The 21,033-nt window shown below is 66.5% G+C and carries 14 protein-coding genes; 4 read left to right on the top strand and 10 right to left on the bottom strand.

What is annotated here, in order from left to right; genetic code table 11:
• Positions 1–26: 26 nt before the first annotated feature.
• Entirely contained in the window at positions 27–317 is a 291-nt protein-coding gene (locus tag BLV45_RS13065) for a putative quinol monooxygenase (RefSeq protein ID WP_090533552.1), read from the bottom strand.
• A gap of 293 nt (positions 318–610) precedes the next feature.
• On the opposite strand from BLV45_RS13065, the gene BLV45_RS13070 reads away from it, so the two are divergent.
• Positions 611–1,897 (top strand): EAL domain-containing protein, encoded by a 1,287-nt coding sequence (locus tag BLV45_RS13070; protein ID WP_090533554.1) that lies wholly within the window; start codon positions 611–613, stop codon positions 1,895–1,897.
• 101 nt (positions 1,898–1,998) lie between these two features.
• Here BLV45_RS13070 and arfB read toward each other — a convergent pair whose 3' ends face one another.
• Positions 1,999–2,403, bottom strand: coding sequence for an alternative ribosome rescue aminoacyl-tRNA hydrolase ArfB (gene arfB, locus BLV45_RS13075; protein WP_090533556.1), 405 nt, complete (start codon positions 2,401–2,403; stop codon positions 1,999–2,001).
• A gap of 252 nt (positions 2,404–2,655) precedes the next feature.
• On the opposite strand from arfB, the gene BLV45_RS13080 reads away from it, so the two are divergent.
• Complete coding sequence (locus BLV45_RS13080) at positions 2,656–3,300, top strand: VC0807 family protein (RefSeq protein WP_090533558.1); 645 nt, start codon at positions 2,656–2,658, stop codon at positions 3,298–3,300.
• A 158-nt stretch (positions 3,301–3,458) separates the two neighbouring features.
• On the opposite strand, the gene BLV45_RS13085 is transcribed toward BLV45_RS13080, so the two are convergent.
• From BLV45_RS13085 to recC, 3 genes are read right to left on the bottom strand one after another with little or no spacing between them, the layout of a single operon-like run.
• Positions 3,459–5,516, bottom strand: coding sequence for an AAA family ATPase (locus tag BLV45_RS13085; protein WP_090533561.1), 2,058 nt, complete (start codon positions 5,514–5,516; stop codon positions 3,459–3,461).
• A complete protein-coding gene (gene recB, locus BLV45_RS13090; RefSeq protein ID WP_090533562.1) occupies positions 5,513–9,226 on the bottom strand; it encodes an exodeoxyribonuclease V subunit beta in 3,714 nt (1,237 codons plus the stop codon). Before recB ends, BLV45_RS13085 begins: the two co-directional genes overlap by 4 nt.
• Positions 9,223–12,612, bottom strand: coding sequence for an exodeoxyribonuclease V subunit gamma (recC, locus tag BLV45_RS13095; protein ID WP_090533565.1), 3,390 nt, complete (start codon positions 12,610–12,612; stop codon positions 9,223–9,225). The genes recB and recC overlap by 4 nt, the downstream gene beginning before the upstream one ends.
• 206 nt (positions 12,613–12,818) lie before the next feature.
• Here recC and BLV45_RS13100 point away from each other — a divergent pair, with 206 nt between their 5' ends.
• On the top strand, positions 12,819–15,254 hold the full coding sequence (locus BLV45_RS13100) for an FUSC family protein (protein WP_090533567.1): 2,436 nt from the start codon (positions 12,819–12,821) through the stop codon (positions 15,252–15,254).
• 28 nt (positions 15,255–15,282) lie between these two features.
• On the opposite strand, the gene BLV45_RS13105 is transcribed toward BLV45_RS13100, so the two are convergent.
• Positions 15,283–15,477, bottom strand: a complete 195-nt coding sequence (locus BLV45_RS13105) for a hypothetical protein (protein ID WP_090533569.1) — start codon at positions 15,475–15,477, stop codon at positions 15,283–15,285.
• A 170-nt stretch (positions 15,478–15,647) separates the two neighbouring features.
• On the bottom strand, positions 15,648–16,121 hold the full coding sequence (locus tag BLV45_RS13110) for an Lrp/AsnC family transcriptional regulator (RefSeq protein ID WP_090533570.1): 474 nt from the start codon (positions 16,119–16,121) through the stop codon (positions 15,648–15,650).
• Positions 16,122–16,251: 130 nt separating this feature from the next.
• Here BLV45_RS13110 and BLV45_RS13115 point away from each other — a divergent pair, with 130 nt between their 5' ends.
• A complete protein-coding gene (locus BLV45_RS13115; protein ID WP_245753219.1) occupies positions 16,252–16,932 on the top strand; it encodes a cysteine dioxygenase family protein in 681 nt (226 codons plus the stop codon).
• Between the two features lie 16 nt (positions 16,933–16,948).
• On the opposite strand, the gene BLV45_RS13120 is transcribed toward BLV45_RS13115, so the two are convergent.
• The 3 genes from BLV45_RS13120 to BLV45_RS13130 all read right to left on the bottom strand — a co-directional run bounded on the left by BLV45_RS13120 (position 16,949) and on the right by BLV45_RS13130 (position 20,977).
• The gene (locus BLV45_RS13120; protein WP_090533574.1) at positions 16,949–19,570 is read right to left on the bottom strand and encodes a mechanosensitive ion channel family protein; all 2,622 of its coding nucleotides are present in this window, start codon (positions 19,568–19,570) and stop codon (positions 16,949–16,951) included.
• 156 nt (positions 19,571–19,726) lie between these two features.
• Positions 19,727–20,374 (bottom strand): NAD(P)-dependent oxidoreductase, encoded by a 648-nt coding sequence (locus tag BLV45_RS13125; protein WP_090533576.1) that lies wholly within the window; start codon positions 20,372–20,374, stop codon positions 19,727–19,729.
• A gap of 147 nt (positions 20,375–20,521) precedes the next feature.
• The gene (locus tag BLV45_RS13130; protein ID WP_090533578.1) at positions 20,522–20,977 is read right to left on the bottom strand and encodes an Rrf2 family transcriptional regulator; all 456 of its coding nucleotides are present in this window, start codon (positions 20,975–20,977) and stop codon (positions 20,522–20,524) included.
• Positions 20,978–21,033 lie beyond the last annotated feature (56 nt).

Below are 21,033 nucleotides of genomic sequence, written 5' to 3' on the forward strand. Positions count from 1 at the left end.
CGCAGCCGGATGGCGCCGCTATGTCATCACGCGATCTTCGAGACGACGCGAAGTTCGAAGTGTTCGACCCAGTCCGCGCTCGCCTGCTTATAAGCCGCGATATGCGCGGACTTTGCATGTGCGGCGAGTGCGGCCTCGCTCTCCCAGCGCTCGACAAACACGAAGCGGCGCGGCTCCTTCACATCGCGATGCAGATCGTATTGCAGCGCGCCCGGTTCCTTGCGCGTCGGCCCGACGATGCCCACCATGGCCTCGCGCAACTGTTCCTCGCAGCCCGGTTTCGCTACCGAGATCGCCACCACTGCCACTTCCGACATATCGCTCTCCGTTCCAGAAAAACAGCAGCATACTCGCCGCGCCGCGAACGCGCTGAATGCCGGATTCTGTGATCCGCCGAACACTCATCGGGCAAATGAACTGATAGACTCTTTTCGACCCCGGGTCTGCATGGCGCTACGCGCGAAGTCGCCGGAGCGCGTCTTCAGGCACAGGTTACGCAGCCGCGCGCAGGCGAGGCTTTCGCCGGCCGGTATCGCTGGTATCGCCGATACCGCGAAAACGCAACGCGCGGCCGGCAGCATGCCGAAGCACCTTGCCATCACACGACCCGATGTCCACCGTCGACGAACTGACGCTTAGCCGCCTCCTGCCCCGCATCGTCCGGGCGGGGGACGGCTGGTCGGCCAACTGGCGCTCCATCACGCTGCACAGCGTGTTCCAGCCGGTGCTGTCGATCACGCATCAACGCATCGTCGGCTATGAGGCGCTGCTGCGCGCGACCGATTCGTCGGGCAACCCGGTCACCCCCGAGGCGCTCTTCTCCCAGGCGCAGGTTCACGCGAACGCACCGATCCTCGACCGGCTTTCGCGCTGTCTGCACGTCGCGAATTTCGTCGAACAGAAAATCGATGCGTGCTGGCTGTTTCTGAACGCGCTGCCGCAGGTTTTCGAAACGCAGTGGCCGCATCGCGCGTTTATCGACGAACTCTGCGCCCATTTCGGCCTGCCGCACGAGCGCATCGTGATCGAACTGCTGGAGCAGCCCGCCGGCGACGAAGAAGCCGTGGCGCGCACGCTCGCGGCCACCCGGCCACGGGATTTTCTGATCGCGATCGATGACTTCGGCACCGGCTTTTCGAACTTCGACCGCGTGTGGCGGCTGCGCCCGGACATCGTCAAGCTGGACCGCTCGCTGATCGCGCGCGCCGGCAAGCGCGAAGGCGACGAATCGCTGATGACGCATCTGATCGCGATGCTGCACCAGGCCGGCACGCTCGTGCTCGCCGAAGGGGTCGAAACCGACGACGAACTGATGATCCTGATGCAGGCCGACGTGGATTTCGTGCAGGGATACTGGTTCGGCCAGCCGCAGGCGTCCGTGCTCGCGGCCGGTGCCCGTGCGCCGGAACTGATCGACTCGATGTGGCGCAAATATGAAGCGTATGACCGCGCGAACAGGCGCCACCAGCAACTGGGTTTCGAGACCTACGCCGAAGCGGTGCGCGAGGGCGCGCGGGTCTATTCGGCGACGCGGAATCTGGCGCAGGCGGCCGAGCACGTCTTCGCCATGAGCGACGCACGACGCATCTTCGTACTCAACTCGCATGGGTTGCAGGACCAGCCGTCCGTGACCGCGAAGGATCTTGCGCCGCCGCCGGGTCGCCTTGCGCCGCTCTTCCCCGATACGCATAACAACTGGTCACGGCGCGCGTATTTTCGTCACGCGCAGGCGACGCCCGGGCGCGTCGCGCTGATGGGACCGCATTATTCGCTGACCGAGGGCGACGATTGCTATACCGCCGCGATCACCGTCGATAGCGAGAACGGCAGCGAAGGCCCGGATGTGTTCTGCGCGGATTTTCTGCCTGACAGGCCGGAGAGGTCTGTGAGTTCCTAGAGGTAGCGAGGCACAGCGCGTTGAGCACACCGGCGCGCGGATTGATACGGGTGCGCGGAGATTCGCGCTACGCCCGCCTTCTGGTTCGACGCGCGGACACTTCAGTCGTCGACGCGTGCACGGCCTGCCTTGATTTCGCCGCGCCTTGTTTTGCCGTCGAGCCGGCGCCGGTTCGACGCGCGCGTCGGACGTGTCGCGACGCGCGCCTTGCGGCTGACGCTGACGCTTTCGATCAGCTGGTCGAGCCGTGCCAGCGCGGCCGCGCGGTTCATCTCCTGCGTCCGGTGTTCCTGCGCCTTGATGATCACGACGCCATCGCGCGTCAGGCGATGATCCGACAGCGCGAGCAGGCGCATCTTGAGCACGTCCGGCAACGACGACGCCCGCACGTCGAAGCGCAGATGGATCGCGCTCGACACCTTGTTGACGTTCTGCCCGCCCGCGCCTTGCGCGCGAACGGCCGTCAGTTCGATTTCGTTCAGTGGGATGGGGTAACGGGAAGTCATGGTCCGGATGTATTTCGATCAAACGCGAGGATAGCCTGGGCGACCGTCGGCGTGCTTTTCAACCGGAGACCGAAGTCCGAAGCCCGGTTAACACCGCACGTGATGACGGCACCGCTAAAGCGCTGGCGCGGCATCCGGCCGTATGCGCGGCACTTTACCCGCGTCGCGGACCAGGCGCATCGAATAAAAAACATTTGCCGGCAACCAGCGCGCTCACGATACTTGCGACATGTTAAGAACAGACGGATCAGCATGAAAATACGCGCGAGCTTTTTGCTGGAACTGGTCGTGAACCTGGCGCTGCCGTGGCTTGCCTATCGCCTCGCCGTGCCGCATTGGGGAGAAACGGGCGGGCTCATCGCCTCGGCGGTGCCGCCGGTGATCTGGAGCGTCGTCGAGCTCGCGCGCTTTCGCCGCGTCGATGCGCTCAGCGTGCTGGTGCTGCTCGGCATCGTGCTGTCGATCGCGGCGATGGCGGCGGGCGGCAGTCCGCGCATGCTGTTGCTGCGGGAATCGCTGGTGTCGGGCGCGATCGGTGTCGCGTTCCTGGTTTCGCTCGTGATGCCGCGTCCGCTCGTGTTCTATCTCGCACGGGCGACCGTCGCGCGCGAAAACGCCGACGGCGCCGCGCGGATCGACGCGCTGTGGCACGCGCGCCCCGCTTTCGCATCCGCGCTTCGGCTGATGACGCTCGTGTGGGGCGCGGGACTGACGCTCGAAACCGCGCTGCGCGCCTTCATGGCGATGACGTGGCCCATCGAGCGCTTTCTGGTCGTGTCGCCGTTTGTGAGCTACGGCATCTACGGCGCGTTGCTGCTGTGGACGTTGTGGTACCGGAAAAGCCTTCACCAGCGCACGTCGGATACCGACGGCGTGACGGACGGTTTTGCGGGATAGTGCTCTGGCGCTATCGCCCGGTCGGCAAGCGCATGTGTGGAAAGGCCCCGTTCGCGGCACCGCCTGCGCCCGGACGATCCAGCGAAGTTACCACCTGTGGCGACGCCCTCTGGCACGCGTTGAGATGCAATGCAACGCAACGCGGCCCGTCACGCGAGTCACGCGTCGCGCGCCATCGCCTCCTCGATACGTGCTGCGAGACCGGAGTCGCGCTGCGTGGGCGCGGCGATCGCCTGCGCCAGCACCGCGCGTGAGCCGATCACTTCCACCCGCTCGCGCGCCCGCGTGATCGCCGTATAAACGAGCTCTCTCGACAGCACGCGGCTAAACGTCGTCGGCAGCACGAGTGCGGCGTGCCCGAACTCCGAACCCTGTGACTTGTGGACCGTGAGCGCGAAGGCCGTATCGTGCGGTGGCAGCGCGGCCGGCGACACGGCGCGCGCACTGCCGTCGCCCGTCCAGAAATACACGCGCAGCGCACCATCCGCGCCAGGCAACGCAATGCCGATGTCACCGTTGAAGAGGCCAAGCGCGTAATCGTTGCGCGTGACCATCACCGGCCTGCCCGCGAACCAGCCCGCGCCAACGGTCAACGGAATCCGCGCCATGCGCCGCACCTCGGCCGCCATCAACGTGTTGACCTGCTCGACGCCGCGAAGCCCGGAGCGCGTCGCGCACAGAATGCGAAAACGGTTCAGCGCCTCGAAGAGCGGCGCGGGATCAGGCACGCGGGAAGCAAGCGCGTTCGCAAGCGCTTCGGCATAGGGTGCGAAACCGGCCGCGAGTCGCGCGACGGTGCGCCCGCTCAAGGCAGGCGACGCGTCCTCGAAGAGTGCGGCCGCGCACGGCGCGTCGGGGTTCGGCGTGAGCGTATCGAGTACGGCCTGTGGATCGCCGCCTCGAATCGCGAGCGACAGGCGACCGATTGCCGAATCCAGACCGAACCGGTAGTTGCGCTCGAGCCAGACGACGGCGTCGGCGAGCGGCTCGCCGGTCCGCGCGGGCGCAGGACTGCCGGGGCGAACTTCTTCGTAGGAAGTCATGCCGGCGAGATCGTCGTCGAATAGTGCTGGCGTCGATCCTTCTGCGTTCGACGTGTTCGGCGTCACCGACGGCACAGCTACGTCAGACGCCGCCACCGGTAAAGCCGCTGCAAGCTGCGCGACGCCAATATCCAGCGCCGCGGCAACGCGCGCGATTCCCTCTGCGCTGAACGCCGGGCGCGCGCTGAGTTCGGCGAACACGGCACCTGCCTCGACCGCCGCGAGTTGATCCTTGTCGCCCAGCATCACGAGACGCGTCCGTGGCGCGATCGCGTCGAGCAGATGCGCGGCCATCGCGACGTCGATCATCGATGCTTCGTCGATCACGATCACGTCGAACGGCAGTGGATTGTCGCGATGATGCCGGAAGCGGCCACCCGGCCCGCTGCCGAGCAGCCGGTGCAGCGTACTGGACGTCTGCGGCAGCCGCGCGGCAATCTCCGGCGGCAGGTCGCCGGCGCGGGCGAGCAGCGCTTCCTGCATGCGCTGCGCGGCCTTGCCCGTCGGCGCGGCGAGCGCGATGCGCAGATCGGGCGACGCGTCGAGCAGGCACGCAAGAACGCCCACGACGGTCGTCGTCTTGCCCGTGCCCGGGCCGCCGCTCACGATCGTGAGCCGACCCGACAACGCCATGACCGCGGCGACGCGCTGCCAGTCCAGCTCGTCATCGCGCGGCGGACCAAAGTAGCGCAAGAGACGCGCGCGGAGCGCGTCGGTGTCTTGCACCACGTGGTGCATCGCCGACGCGGACGGTCCGTCGTCGCCCCCCGCATGCGCGACGAGCGCGCGTGCAAGCTGCCGCTCGTGCTCGTAGTAACGGGCGAGAAACACACGGCCCTGCGCGTCGACGACAAGCGGCCGCAGCGCCTGCGCTTTCGCGGAACCGTCACAGGCGATCCCGCTCGCGGCCAGCGCCGCGCGCACCTCCGCCTGCGGCGTTTCATAGCGTGCGGCGAGCACGTCGAGCGGCACGCAGACGTGTCCCTCCGACGTTGCGCGACTGACAGCAAACGCCGCGCGCTGCGCCCAGCGCACGCTTGCCGCGTCGCCGCCGAGCCGGCGCGCCAGCACGCCCAGCCGACGCGCGAATCCCTCGGCGAGCGCCGTGCTGAAATCGGCTGGCGTCGGCAGCGTGACCTCGATGTCGAGCGGCGGTGGTTCGAATGCGCTCATGCCGCGTCTCCATCCATCAGGGCATCGAGCGCAAAGACGAGTTGCGCCGATGGCGTGCGCACATGCACACCGGCGGCACCACCGCCATCACGCCACTGAGGCCGCACGCCCCGCACGAAGAGATACAGATACCCCCCGACATGCGTGTCATAGGCATAGTCGCGCACGCGCGTGCGCAGATAGCGGTGCAACGCAACCGTATAGAGCAGCGCCTGAAGGTGATACGCGTGATCGGCCATCGCCACATCCAGCGAAGCCGCGTCGTAATCATCCGGCGTATCGCCCAGGTGATTCGATTTCCAGTCGACGATCCAGTAGCGGCCGTCATGCTCGACGATCATGTCGATAAATCCCTTGATGAAACCGCGCAACGCGCCCGCTTCCAGCGCGACGTCCGGATAACCGTGCGACACCAGCAATGCACGCAGCGCGGAAAAATCCAGCGCGTGCGCAGGAAACAGGAACTCGAGTTCGTTCAGCCGATGCTGCGGATTCAACGCGGCGAGCGTCATGCCGGGCACGAGTTCGGTCGCGACGATGTCCGTCAGCAGCGCGTACATCATCGAAGGCATCTGACGCGCCAGTTCCGGCAGCGCGGGCGCGGGCCGCTCGCGCAACGCGCGTTCGATCGCGGCGGGCCACGTCGCGGGGTCGGAGAAGTCGGCCAGTTCGAACATCAGGTGCAGACACTCGCCGGCTGCCGCGCCGCGAGGAAAACCGAGGATGTCGTCCGGCGCATGCACCGGACGCTGCACGATGACCGGCGCGGCGTTCGCGCCCGCTGCCACATCGACAATTTCATCGTGATCGGGACGCGCTTCTTCGATCGGCGTAAAGATCTCTTCGGTGCGCGCCCCTGCCGCGACGAGCCCGCTGAAGCTGGCAATGCGCCATTGATCGCGCAACAGCCTGCGGTTCATGCGCGACTGCATGTTCGCACTGTCACCCTGCTGGCTTTCGAGCGGCACGCGGCGCGTGAGCGGCGGCAACGGTTCGACCGAAACCGGCCCGCCGGCGAGTGCCTGCCAGCGCGCCTGCAACACGCCCTCATCGGGCGGTTCAGCGAGCCAGCCGTCGAACGTGTGGCCCTCGCCCGCCACCAGCCAGTTCAGCACGCTGCGACGCGACTCCCTGGTAGCGCGCGACGCCAGATAGACACCGCCGACGAGATAGCAGCGATACACCGCGCGCGTGAGCGCCACGTACACGAGCCGCGCCCGCTCGGCCGCCTGTTCGCGGGCGGCCGAGCGCTGCGCGCGCTCCGCTTCGTCCTCGTCGCAGCCGTAGTGCAGCACGGCGACGCCGTCGTCATCGTGATACTCACGCGCGTCCGGTAGACCCGACGAAGGCGGCTCGCGCAACTTGCCGTCGTTGAGAAACGGACAGAACACGACCGCGTATTCGAGGCCCTTCGACTTGTGTACCGTGACGATCTGCACGAGATTGCGGTCGGATTCGAGACGCAGTTGCGCCTCCTCGCCGCCGCCCTGCGTGCGTTGCGCGGCGAGCCAGCGCAGTGTTGGCGCGATGCCCGGCTGGGTCGCGGCGCGCGCCTGCACGAGTTCGGCGAGATGGTTGATATCGGTCAGACGACGCTCGCCATCCACGCCCGCCACCAGCCGCTGCGCGACGCGAAGCTCGCGCATCAGCGTGCGCCACATTACCGCGAAGCCGCGTTCATGCCAGAGCGTCCGGTAGCGCGAAAACCGCTCGACCCAGTTCATCGCATCGGCCGCGTGCGTGGGGTCGTCCTGCGCCGGGGGCGCTTCGACGATCTGCTCGAGACGCCACAGCGCCGCCGCATCGAGCCCGAGCCAGTCAGTGGCGAGCGCGGCCCGCAGCCGCCGCAGGTCGCCTGGCGTGTCGACCGCCGCCAGCACGCGCCCGATCTGCTCGGCGTCCAGCGTCGAGAAAACGGATGCCTGCGCCAGTTCGACGCTGCCGACACCCCACGCCGCCAGCGAGCGTTTGACGAGACTCCCCTGCCGGTGCGTCTGCACGAGCACGGCAATGCTGGCCGGCGCAAGCGGCGCGTCGCCGATCGACACGGTGCCTTCGCGCGCGCCGCGCAGCAGACGCACGATCTCCGCTGCACACGCTTCGCTCGCCTGATGCTGCGCCTCGCGTTTGAGCAACGCAGCTTCGCCGTGCGGCAGCATCCATATGCGGAAGTCCGCGCCCGTGCCGTGCCGGTCGACGAACGGCGGACGTTGCCGTGCGCCCGCGCGCACCGGATGGTAGTCGAGACCCTCCAGCACGAACCCTTGGGGATTCGCTTCGAAAATGCGGTTGCAGGCCTCTACGATGGGCGGCGTCGAACGCTGGTTGACGGCGAGCGTATAGCGGGCAGACGCTGCATCGCGCGCCGCCAGATACGTGTGCAGATCGGCCGCGCGGAAGCTGTAGATCGCCTGCTTCGGATCGCCGACGAGAAAAAGTGGCCCCGCCGGCGCGAAAATGCGGTCGAAGATCGCGAACTGCAGCGGGTCCGTGTCCTGAAACTCGTCGATCAGCGCGGCCGGATAGCGCGTCCGCAACGCGTCGGCCAGCCACGGATGCGATGCGAGCGCGCGATACAGATTCGACAGGAGATCGTCGAACGACACGACCCGGCGCGTGCGCTTGCGCGCGCCCAGTTCGGCCGGCGCGGTGTCGAGCCACGTCTGGACGAGCGTGAGCCAGCGCGCCCGCTGCATCGCCTCCGATGCGACGACCGCAGCCGCAAGCTCTTCAGCCAGCGCGAAGAACGGATGCTCCGGCGGCTCGAACTTGCCCTTCGTCGCCTTCTTCAGTGCGGATGCGGTCAGCTTCAGCGCGGCTTTGGGCGGCGCCTCGTGAGGATCGTCACCGGCGAAATATTCGGTCCACGCGGAGATCGCTGCGCTCACCTGCTCGGGTTTGTGCGTCGTCCTGTTCAGACGCTCCTGCGCAGCAGCCAGCAATCCGGCGACTGCGTCAGCCTGCGCGCGCCAGAGTTCATGCGCGTTGTCGAAGCGCACCTGCATCGCAGGTGAGCCGGACGCCCCGGACGCATCCGCGAGATCGAGACCGCCCCAGCGCAACTGGGCAAGCGGCTTCTTGAGACGCCGCGCGAGTTGCGCGTCGAGCGACGCGGGCCCCGCACGCTTTGCCACAAGCCACGACGCGAACGCGGGATGCAACGCCGCGAGCGGCTCGACACGCTGACGCCAGAAATCGGCGGCGAGTTCGAAGCGCAACGCGGCGTCATCGGCTTCCATGTCGAAGGCAAACGGCATGGCCGCGGCAAACGGCGCCTCCTGCAGCGCACGCTGACAGAACGCGTGAATCGTATGAATGGCCGCCTGGTCGAACGTGCGCAACGCGCGACGCACCACCTTCGCCGCATCGGCCAGGTCGATACCGTTTTCCGCTGCGAGCGTGGTCTCGAACAGCCGCGTGATAAACGGGTCGCCGCCGTGGTCGCCCGTTTCGATTGCGCGGTCCAGTTCAGCGAGCCGCCCGCGAATGCGTTCGTGCAATTCCGCCGTCGCCGCCTTCGTGAAGGTGACCACGAGAATCTGGTCGGCGTTCAGCTTCTTTTCGAGCAGCAACCGCACGTACAGCGCGCAGATATTCCAGGTCTTGCCGGTTCCCGCCGAAGCTTCGATCTGGTTCACGCCGTCGAGCATGCACGCGAAAACGTCGAGCTCCTGCGCCGTGGTTTCATGCACCCACGATGCGCCGCTCATGATCCACTCCGCAGATGCTGGACAAGCGGTTTGAAGACAATCGCGGCGAGCGTGCCGAACGGCTCGTCGAGCGTCAGTGGCGTGCCGCGCAACGCAACCCGCAACGCCGCATCGTCGGATTCGCCGCGCACGCGGTCGTTGATCCACGCGCCCTGGGCCGCCGACTCGCTGTCGCTGATCCTGGCCCACGCGCTCTTCGGAAAGAAGCGCAACGGCAACATGCGCCCGGCCCGATACAGCGCGGCGAGCGGCGCGAGCTCGTCGAGCGGTGACTCGACGGGCGCGAGTTCGAAGGTCTCGCCGCTGCCGTGCCACACGGTGCGCCGCGGTCCGGCTGGATACGCGGCGCAGTAGACCAGATGCGCAAGCCACGCCGACAGATAATCGCGCGCTGAAGGACGTGCGTATCGAAACACGACCTGGCCGGCTTCCGTGAGCAGGTTGAGCGTGCCATGCAACTGCAGCGGAGATGCTGAAACCGCCTGTCGAAGCACCGCGTCATGCTCGCCGAACAAAGCAACGTTGCCGGTGTCGGGCCACGCCGGGACGATATCGAGCGCAAAAGGCAAACGCTCGACACGCGTGGCGAGTTCACTTCGAACACGCTCCGCCAGATGGCGCAACGCACCAAGCTCGCGCTCGCGCCACACGCCGCCCGTCGCACCGCCTGGCAACTCCGGGCTCGCCTGCGCCACGCGACGTGCCCGCGCAAAGGCATCGCCGCCCTGATCGCACTCGTCGCGATCGAGCAGGCCCGGCAGCAACCGGTCGGCGAGCGCGTCGCGGCCCGCGTAGTCGAGTTCGAACGGCTCGACATCGAGCAGTTCGCCCTGCGCATCCGTCAGCACGATGCCAAGCCGGTCGCGCAGGATCGCGCGCGCGGGATGACGCCAGAAATGCAGAAAACTGTCGAACGCGACGGGCGTTGCCGCCTCGGCTGGCAACGGTTGTGCGAAAAACGGCGCGGCGGCCGCCTGTTGTGGCGCAGTCAGCAAACCAGCAAGCTCGGCACGGTCCGTGTCGTACGTAAAAAGGCCCTCGTTCGACCTGAAGTATTCCGATGCGAACGGCTGCAACGGATGCTCGACGATGAATGCACGCCGCGCGAGGTCCACTTCGGCCGGCGTGGCATCCGGCTCCGACGAGACACGCGCCAGGTGATCGAGCAATTCATCGACCAGCGCGGCCGGCGGTAACGGCGCGTTGTCGCGAATGCTGCGCCCCGTATAGGCGATCAGCAGACGGTCACGCGCGGCGAGGACGAGATCGAGGAACAGGTTGCGTTCGTCGTCGCGCCGCTGGCGGTCTCCGGCCTTGCCGAACGCTGCCATCAGATCGAACTCGTCGGCGCGGGCGAGGCTTGGCAGCACGCCGTCGTCCATGCCGAGCAGGCACACGATGCGATACGGCAAGCCGCGCAGGCTCGTTAGCGACGAAAACGTCACACTGCCCCACGGCACGCCGCCACGCGCGGGATCGTCGAGCGCCTCGGCCAATGCGGTGCGCACCACCGCTGCCGGCAGCGTCAGGTGCTCCGCACCGGCATGCATCGCCGCGCCCATCGCGTCGAGCGCATCGCGCACGCCCGAGAGCGCGTCGGCGAACAGCACGCCGCCGTCGAAGCACTGACCCAGCGTTTCGAGCAGCAACTGCGTCCATTCGGCCGGCGTGTGCTCCGTCTCGCACATACGCGCGAACGCGTCGATATCGTCGACGAAGCGCGCGAGCCGCCCCAGCAGTTCGGCATCGGAGCCGTCGGCGCCCTCGACGGGAAGCCACGCATCGACGGGGTCGCCGCCATCGGGCATCGCGTAGCCCAGAAAGAGGCGCGTCAGCGCGTCTGAAAACGTATGGCGCGCGACGGGCACCGCTGCGTCGTCCGGCTCGACCGGCGCGAGCCCGCGACGCGCGCCGGCGGCCGCCAGCCATTCCTGCGCGGCTTCGAGCGCGACTGCGTCGATGCCGTAGCGCGCGCCGATCGCGTCGACGCGCAGCCATTCGATCAGCTCCGGCGCACCCACGTTGCGCTCCGGCAACGCCAGCCAGTCGAGCAGCACGCGTGCAACCGGATTCGCCTGCGAAGGCGGCAAGCCCGTGATGCGATACGGGATGCGCCGCGTGTCGCCAGGCGGCGCCGTGCCGAACACCGCGTCGATCAGCGGACCGGCGGCGCCGAGATCGGGAAACGCGACGAGCACGTCCGACGGCTGCAGGTCGTCGAACGCGTCGAACCAGCCAAGCAGACGGTCATGCAGCACTTCGAGCTGGCGCGACAGGCTGTGGCAAACGTGTACCTCGATACCATGCACGGCCGGCGGCGCACCGTCCGCTTCGTCGCGCAGATCGAGAATCGCGTTCTGCACGCGGGCAAGCCAGCTCGAACCGGGATTCTCGACGAAGTGCGACACCTCGCTCGACGCAGCGCTTTCCGTCAGTTCATGCAGCATGTGCAGTTGCGCCTGGGTCTGTCTGCCCCACTCCGCGAGCAGCGGATGACCCACCTCCTGAAAATCGAGCTGATCCGCCGCATCGAGCGATTCGATACGGCCTTCGCTGACGATATCGAACCAGTACTCGCGGCACGGATTCATCACGTACAACCGCACGTTGACCCAGCGCGACAGTTCGCGCAGCAGCGCGACGTGCAGCGGCGGCATGGTCGGCAGCGCGAACACGCTCACCGACTCCGGCCATTGCGCCCGCGCGACGGCATCGAGATCGAGCGTGGATACCTGATCGAGAAAGCGGTAAGCCGGCGGCGCCGCATCGGCGGGCGACTGCACGCTACCCGCGACTTCCATCGAAAGCGCGCGCCAGAGCGCGGCCTGCCAGCGTTCGTCCTCGCGGATGGCCTCGGTGCCGCCCGTGAGCCGCGGGCCGCGATCCTGCGCGGAACCCGGAGCGCCCGCGAAGATCGAGCCGCTCGCCTGCCATTGCGTCAACCACTCGGGCCGGTATGTCAGGTAGTGATCCAGCACCGTTGCGACGCGCCGCGCGAGTTCGTAGCGCATCGGTGCATCGGCGGCATCGAGGTAGCCGCGCAGCCGCGGCGACGCGTTCCACGGCGCGCCGCCCTCGCCTTCGCCAGCCTCGCCGAGCAGACGGTAGCACCGCCACACGAGCCGGTCGGGCGCGAACGGCGAATGAACCGGCACGGGAATCACACCGCCGATGCGCGCCCACAACCATTGCGCGAGATAGCCGAAGGTGATGTTCGCGCAGACGCCATGCCGCTCGGCGATATCGATTTCGAGCTGGCGGCGCACCGCGGCGCTCGGCACGATGACGGACTGCGCCGCCCATGGATCGGACGGCGCGGCCAGCAGGTCGTCGAGCAACGCGGCTGCGAGCGTTTCGTAGCGGTTCGAATAGAAGAGCTGGAGCATGGGACCCGGGGAAAGCGGCGCCGCGACCCGGACAGGACACGGCGACAGACATTGAGGCGACAGCATAACAAAGGCGTCGGTCGCGTAGAACCTGGCCGGATGGATGAGGTCAGAGCACGTGCGAAATCAGTTAGACTCGACGCAGCTTGAGTCTGACCCTCCAGGCGTTTTATGTTTCCCTCAACTCAGTAAAGCCCAGGCAGTCGATGCGCTATTCGGTCGAAATCAAGAAATTTTTGTACAGCCAGTACTTCTATGGCGGACTGCGCATTGCGGTGGGCGTATCGTTGCCGGCCGTGCTTTGCCTCGTCGTGTTTCACAATCGCGACCTCGGGTTCACGATCGCCACCGGCGCACTCGGCGCCTGCGTCGTGGACATGCCCGGTCCGCTCAAGTACAAGCACAACGAGATGCTTGCCTGCACGGTGATCGGGTTTCTTTCCGCGCTCGCCACCGGGCTCGCCACGGTCAACTCCGTGGCGCTCTGGTGTACTGTCGTCCCGCTCACGTTCGTGCTGTCGCTGATCGTCGTCTACGGCAACCGCTGGCCGCAGATCAGCTTCGCGACGCTCTTCATGATGATCATGACGCTGGAGGATCACTTCACGCCAGTGCAGGCGCTCGTCAATGCATCGTGGATCCTGCTCGGCGGGCTGTGGTACACGTACTGGGCCACGCTCGTGAGCCGCTGGCAGATGCACCGCATCGAACAGCAGGCGCTCGCGGAAGGCGTGTTCGCCTGCGCCGATTATCTGCTGGCCCGCTCTGATTTCTACGACCTCGATCGCGATCTCGACGAGTGCTATCGCAATCTGGTCGCGAGGCAGATCGCCGCGGTCGAGCGCCAGGACGCGGCCCGCGACATCGTGCTGCGCAATCTGCCGAAACTGAAAAGCGGCCGGATGGACGGCCGCCGCGCCGCGCTGTTCAATCTCTTCATCAACACGGTCGACCTGCACGAACTGATCGTCGGGGCGCACACCGACTATCCGCTGATCCGCAATACGTTCGGCGGCTCCGACCTGCTGATCTTTTATCGCGACCTCATGCGCAAGGTCGCGGCCGATCTCGAGGACATCGGGCTCGCGGCCCTGCGCAACCGGCCGCCGCGCCTGCGTATCAGCATGAAGGCTGAACTGCGGGCCATCGAATACGAAATCGAACAGCTGCGCAAGCACGAGGTGCAGACGAAAAATCCGGAGGCCTACGCGGCGGTGTCGGCAACTTTCCGGCGCATCTGGAGCGCGACGCGCCTGATCGACCGGATGAGGAAGAGCCTGTCTGATGACGCCAACGTGACGGAAACCGAAGTCCGTGTCGACCAGGCGCTGTCACGCTTCATCTCCAGCCGCCGCGTGCCGTTCCGGCAGATCTTCTCGAACCTGACCATGGCGTCGCCGAGTTTCAGGCACGCGCTGCGCGTGACGATCGCGGTCGCGGTCGGCTTCTGGCTGGGCCGTCTGCTGCCCCTCACGAACGCGTACTGGATCGTGATGACCACCGTCATCATCCTGAAGCCCGGCTATTCGCTGACCAAGCAGCGCAACGGACAGCGGATCATCGGCACGATGATCGGCTGCGCGGCCAGTATCGCGCTGATGATCTTCGTCAAGGAGCCGCACATCCTGCTGATCGTGATGTTCGCCTCGATGGTGATGAGCTACAGCCTGCTGCTGTTCAATTACACGGCAAGCGTCGTGTTCACGTCATCGTATGTTCTGTTGATGTTTCATCTGCTCGCGCCGGGCAGCCTGCACATCATCGGCGAGCGCGCGATCGATACGGTCGTGGGCTGTGCGATCGCGATCGCCGCGAGTCATCTGTTTCCGTACTGGGAATACCGGCTGATGGGCAAGCTCGTCAACGACATGATCTCGGCGACCCGGCAGTATCTGGAAGCAAGCTGGTGGTGGAGCGGCAAGCCCGCCGCGGCCAGCGCCGGCATCTCCGCGACGGCCGTAACCGAAGCGGGTGCGCGGGCGCCGGTCGCGGCGCTGGCGGAAGCGTCGGCGGGTGGCGACACGGCGGTGCTCGCGCCGTCAATCGTCGGCAACGTGGCGCTCAATCCGGCTGCCGGTGCCTCGACCGCTGTGCCGGGCGTGTCGCCGAACGCAACCGCCACGCCCGCGGCCGCCGTCGCCGCCAACGCGCTCGATCGCGACTTTCGTTATCGCCTCGCGCGCAAGAACGTACACGTCGCGTTTGCGAATCTCGGCCAGGCATTCCAGCGCATGATGCTCGAACCGAAGCCGGTGCAGAAGTTCGTGCCCGAGCTGAATGACCTGCTGGTTCGCAGTCACGTGCTCGCGTCGCACATCACGGCCGCCGCGCCGTTGTTGCGCACGACAGCGCAGCAAAAAGACGGCGTGTCGCTGAACTCGCTGCAGCGTGCGCTCACCCTCGTACGGGACAACCTGAGCGAAGCCGAACTGGGCAGCCCGCCGCCGGCTGATCAGGCCGACATCGCGAAACAGATGACACGCGAACTCGACACCACGGTCGTGGAAGCGGAGCAGTCAGCGGATTATTCGGCGGATGCGGTTCATGATCTGAAACAGCTCGCGCATCAGTGCAAGCAGATGATCGCGGCGGCCTCGCAGATCCGCCGGGACGCGAGCGTGATCAGGCTGCCGGAAGACTGACCGACCCGACCCAACGCGCCATGCCGCGTTACTGCGAGGCGCCGGCCGCGCCGGTCGTCGTTGTGGTGAGCGAGGCGGCCTGCGGCACCGAGGCATTTTGCTGATCGAACTCGCGCTTGTCCTTGATCGCGTTATAGGCCAGCGTCCCGATCACGATCAGCACGGCGACCACGATAAACACGGCGACGCCAAAAGTCGGATTCTTCCTGCGCGGTTCGTTCATGAAAACACCAGAGGGTGGGTTGTGTCGAAGGAAGCGGCATTCTACGCCCGCAGTCCTTGCACTGGGCTTGCAACGCGCATCCCGTCACGCGGACGGCCCTGCATGGCAACCCTCACCGGGCAACCAGCGCAATCAGTCAGCCCACGCATGGCCGGCGTGTTCCGCGCTATTTACGTGATCGCCGACGCGCGCACCGGCAACGCCGTTGAATACTTGATCTGCTCCATGGCGAAGCTGGAACTGACGTCGTAGAGCGGCACTGCATGAATCAACAGCTTGTAGACGCGGTCGTAGTCGTCGATATCGGACACCACGACGCGCAGCAGGTAGTCCGTCTCCCCGCTCATGCGGTAGACCTCCACCACTTCGGGAATGTCCTGCACGGCGAGCGTGAACATCCGCGCCCATTCTTCCGTGTGCTGGTTCGTGCGTACGGCCACGAACACGGTTGTCCCGACGCCCAGCTTGCGCGGGTCGCACAGCGCCACCTGCGCACGGATCACGCCGGCTTCCTTCAGCCGTTGCACGCGTTTCCAGCAAGGCGTCTGCGACAGGTGTACCTGCTGCGCGAGTTCCGCGATCGGCATCGTAGCGTCCAGCTGAAGCAGCTCGAGCAGCTTCCGGTCGATAAGGTCCATTCCCATGATGGCATCCTGGTAGGAAATTATTCTATTTTTACGCTAGCACGGGAAATTATATGGAAACTCTTTCTCCATGCAAACCGGTATAAATGACGTTGTCCGAACACCACACAACAACACATCCAATACCGCCATGAGCCACGACGCCAACCTGATGCCCTCCGACCGTGCCGCCCTTATGCTCGCTGGCGCGGACACCCGCCCCCTTCAGGCGCGCGAGCGGCAGACAATGCGGCCGCTCACGGCCATCGACCATTTGTGTCGTTCGCTCGACACAGCCTTTGGCGGCCCCGAGCGCTGCGTCAGCCACATCGAACCGTCACACGAAGCGGGTTTCGCACGCGTCGTGCGCGCCGCGCTGGCCGAAGCCATCGCTGACGACACGCTGCTGGGCTCCGCGCACCGCGAAGGCTCGCCTGACTGCTATCGCCGCCACCTGCTCGCCGCCGATCCCCTTGGCCGTTACGCTGTCGCCGCGCTCGTCTGGATGCCGGGCCAGATGAGCCCGGTACACGCCCATCACACGTGGTGCGGCTACGCGGTCATCGAAGGCGCGCTCACGGAGACGGTTTTTGAATGGAGCGAAGCCGGCCAGTGCGCGTCCGAAGTGCGCACCCATCCGCGCGAGCGCGGCGCCGTGTCGTTTACGCGCGCCGGGCGAACCGGCATTCATCAGCTCGGCAATCGCGGCGACGCGCGCGCGGTGTCGCTGCATGTGTACGGCGTGCAGGGCGAACAGATCGCCACGCACGTGAACGACCTGCTCCGCGTGGCCGCGACGACCGAAGACGCGGCCCGATACACCGTCGCATGACGGTTATGTCGCGTCGCTAGTTTCTGCCGGACTCGCCGGCAGTCGGGATCTGGGGCGCGACGGGCGCCGTTTCACCAGTAGATGGCGGCGCCGGACGCGGTGCGTGCGACACGTCGCGTGGCGCCGCGACCGGACCCACCGAAGCAACCGGTGCCGCACCCGAACCCTCCGAAGCCTGTGCATGACCCGCGCCCGTGGCGTACACGGACGCATGCGACTCTTCCTGTCCGACATTAACCCCGACATCGACCCCGGCTTCATCCTTCGTCGACGTATAGACGCGCATCTGCGGCACTGGAATCTCGATGCCGGCGTCGTCCATCTTGCGCTTCAGGCGCAGGTTGAACGCCCGCGCGACGCTCCATTGCTGCAGCGGCCGCGTCTTGATCTGCCCTTTGACGACCATCCAGTTCGGATCGAAACGGTCGAGTCCCCATACTTCGACGGAACCCAGCATTTCGCGTCGATAGCGGAAATCGGCCATCAGGTCTGCGCCGACTTCGCGAATCAGGTGCGTCACCTGGTCGACATCCGCCGAGAACGGCACGCGCACCTCGAACACCGCGTACGCGAAATCGCGCGACAGGTTCTTCACGATCTTGATCTGCGAGAACGGAATGGCGTGAATCGCGCCCTGCCCGTCACGCAGGCGCACCGTGCGGATCGTCAGGTGCTCGACGGTGCCGGCGTGGCCGCCGTCCACGTCGATCCAGTCACCCACTGAAATCGTGTCTTCGATGATGATGAAAAGCCCGGTGATCAGGTCGGTCACGAGCGATTGCGCGCCAAAACCGATCGCGAGCCCGATCACGCCCGCGCCGGCCAGCAGCGGCGTCACGTTGATGCCGAGATTCGCGGCCGTCACGATGCCGGCGATCGTCAGGATCGTCACGAGCAGCGCGTTGCGCACGAGCGGCAGCATCGTGCGCGCGCGCGTGCTCGGATTGCGCCCTTTCGTGCGCGGGCCGCTCGGGTTGAGCGCCTCGAGAATCGCCGTGTCGATCAGGATCCAGACCAGCCACGCGACGAACACGGTGGTGATGATCGCCATCACCGCGTGCGCGATGCCGCGCGCGGTCACGCTCTCCTCGACGAACCCCGCGATGGAAACGTCCCACAGGCGCGCGGCGAATTCGAGGAACGCGAGCCAGATGAACAGCACCGTCAGCGTGCCGACGAAGCGCAACAGACGCGACACGTATGGCGAGCGACGCCGGCGCCGCACGCCACCGGGGCGCGTGATGCGCAGCACGATCGCGCTCATGAAGAACGCCAGCACCAGCAGCAGCGCCGTCAACACGGAAATCTGCAGCACGTTCTCGCTCGTGCCGATGCCCGCGACGGTCGCGATCACCGAGACGGCCGCGAGCATCAGCATCGGCAGATGCCAGAGCGCGGCGAGCACGTCGAACGCATCGGTGGCGGCCTTGTGGCCGTGCCGCTGCTCATACGAGCGGTTGCGGATCAGATGCGCGACAGGACGACGGAACGCCAGCGCGAAATAGCCGGTGAGGAGCGCGGCCGTCATGTTCGCCACCGTCGACACCAGCGCCGCGAGGTTCGAGCCGATCTGATGCGCGACGTCGTAATTCACGGCCGCGTCGCCAAGCGCGCTGCAGATGCCGATCGCGAACAGCAGACGGCGGGCGTGCGCGAGCAGCAGCCTCACCGCGACACGCCGGTGCCCGGAGCCGAACAGCGAAAACATGATCAGGCAGATCGCCGAGAACACCGCGCCGGCCACGATCGCATACGTGATCACCATGCCGAGCGTGCGGCCGAGCGCGACCGGCATCGCGCGCGCGAAGAGCAACGCGGCGACGAACGCGACGATCCACGGCCCCACCCGCCTGAGCGCGAAAATCAGCAGCTCGCGCGTGGTGGGATTCGGCTTCAGCTCGTTGACGACGCCAAAACGCGCGTACATCCGCCTTTGCAGATAGATCAGGCCGCCCGCGCATGCGCCCCAGCCAGCCAGCATCGCGACCAGATCGAGCAGCACGCGGCCGAACGACTCGCGGCCCTGACTCGCGACGATCGTATAGAGCTCGTTGCCCGCCGCGTTGAAACGCCCCGCCCAGTAGCGCAGCGGCGTGCGGCCGTTGCTCACGTCGGTTTCGACCGATGCGATGCCGGAAGCGATCGCGCCGAGCAGACCCGACCCCGGTTGCGCGGGCGCGACGGGACCCGCGGTCTTCGACACGTCGCGCAACTTTTTCAGCTGCGTGACGAGCGCTGTGCGCTGACGGTCGTTATCGAGCGTCGAGATGACGTTGTCGAGCGAGCGCGACAGTTCGGCCTGGCTCGCAGGCGTGGGCGCCGACGCCGCGTCGGGCGCCGAACCCGCCGCGGCGGACGAAGCGGTCGCGCTGTTGATCAGGCTCTGCAACGCCGGAATCACCGGCGTGCTGGCCGCGCGCGCGCATTGCGGCGCGCCCGTCAGCAGGACAGCGCACAGCACGAAGGCCAGCCATATAGCCGAAGGCCACGCGGCGAACCACGATGGTGCGCGTGGCGCGCGCGCGGAAGCAGACGGGCGGCGAAAGTGCGGAAATGGCGACAAAACGGCGTGAACGGCCGGTTGCGCGCCGTGTGACGGCGCGGCCCCGGGCTCACGCCGCGACGGGCATGACTTCATGAGATCCGGTGACAAAACGGGACACGCCAGTGTAGTCGCAGTTGCGGCGTATCGACATTTACATGCGTAACCGGATGTTAGGGCACTTGCAGATGCCGGCGCGATCTGGAACCTGCGGGAGATCACGCCGGTCCGCCGGTCTGCCGGCGCGCCGCGTCAGTATCCGACCGTCGCGATCTGACGGATGAAGCGGCCCTGCTCGATTTCGTCGACGAACGCTATGGCGTAGTCTTCGGCGGAGATCGTGCTGTTACCGTCCTTATCGGCGACGAGCACGTTAGCCGCGGTGCGGAACGTACCCGTGCGCTCGCCCGGCGCGATCAGCGCGGCGGGCGCGAAAAACGTCCAGTCGAGGTCGCTGACCGTGCGGTAGTACGCCAGCGCGTCGCGGTGCGCGAGTGCAATCGCCTTGTAAGCATCCGGGAAACCCGCTGTGTCCACCAGTTGCGTGCCCGGCGCGACTTCGAGCGAACCGGCGCCGCCCACGACCACCAGACGCTTCACGCCGGCGGCACGCGCGCCTTCGACCAGCGCCTTCGATGCCGCCACGATCGCGCTCAGGTCGCCCTGCGGCGGCGCATAGGCACTCGCGATAACGTCGCTGCCGCGCACCGCCTCCGCCACGCTCGCGGCATCGAGTACATTCGCGGACGCCGCCGTCAGGTTGGCGACACCCGCCGGAACGCGCTCCGGATTGCGCGACAGCGCGCTCACCGTGTGCCCGCGACGTGCCGCTTCCGTGGCGACGCGTGAGCCGATCATGCCCGTCGCGCCGAACAGCGCGATTTTCAGTGCCTTGCTCATCTCGATGCTCCCATTAAGTGTTTATATGTAACCACATCGATTACACATATCGAGGAAAAAAGAGGGGCTTCGCCCCCGTGTGAATCCTGCACCCTGTACCCTGCCTGGCCGCGCCTTCTGCGCTGAAAACCCCTGCTTTCGAATCCTTCAGCCGCGCGCGCGTTTCTTGCGCTCGCGCTGCCGCTCCGCGCGCTCGACGTCCGCCGTCGCATCCGCGAGCGTGCGTGCCGCAAGCGAGCTTTCCATGGCCCGCTGCGCGTCGTCGATGATGCCGCGCAGCACTACCTGAATGTTGCGCCCGACCATGCAGGCCGGGTTCGGCTCTTCGCGATGCAGCGCGAAGAGCTGCGCATCGTCGACCGCACGATAGATCTCCAGCAGCGTGATGTCGCGCGGCGCGCGCGCGAGCAGCGCGCCGCCGCCCGCGCCCAGTTGCGACGTGGTAAGCCCGGCTTCGGACAGCATCGAAAGCAGCCGGCGCACCAGCGCCGGATTGGTGTTCACGCTGCCCGCGATCATGTCCGACGACAGCGGCGCGCCATCCTGTAGCGACAGCAGCGCCAGCACGTGTACAGCAAAGGCGAACCGGCTACTCGTATTCACAGCGACTGTTCCCGGCGACGATATGTAACCATCGTAATTACATTTGTCGCTGAAGT

This window comes from Paraburkholderia sartisoli (assembly GCF_900107685.1).
GTDB classification, from domain to species: Bacteria; Pseudomonadota; Gammaproteobacteria; order Burkholderiales; family Burkholderiaceae; genus Paraburkholderia; species Paraburkholderia sartisoli.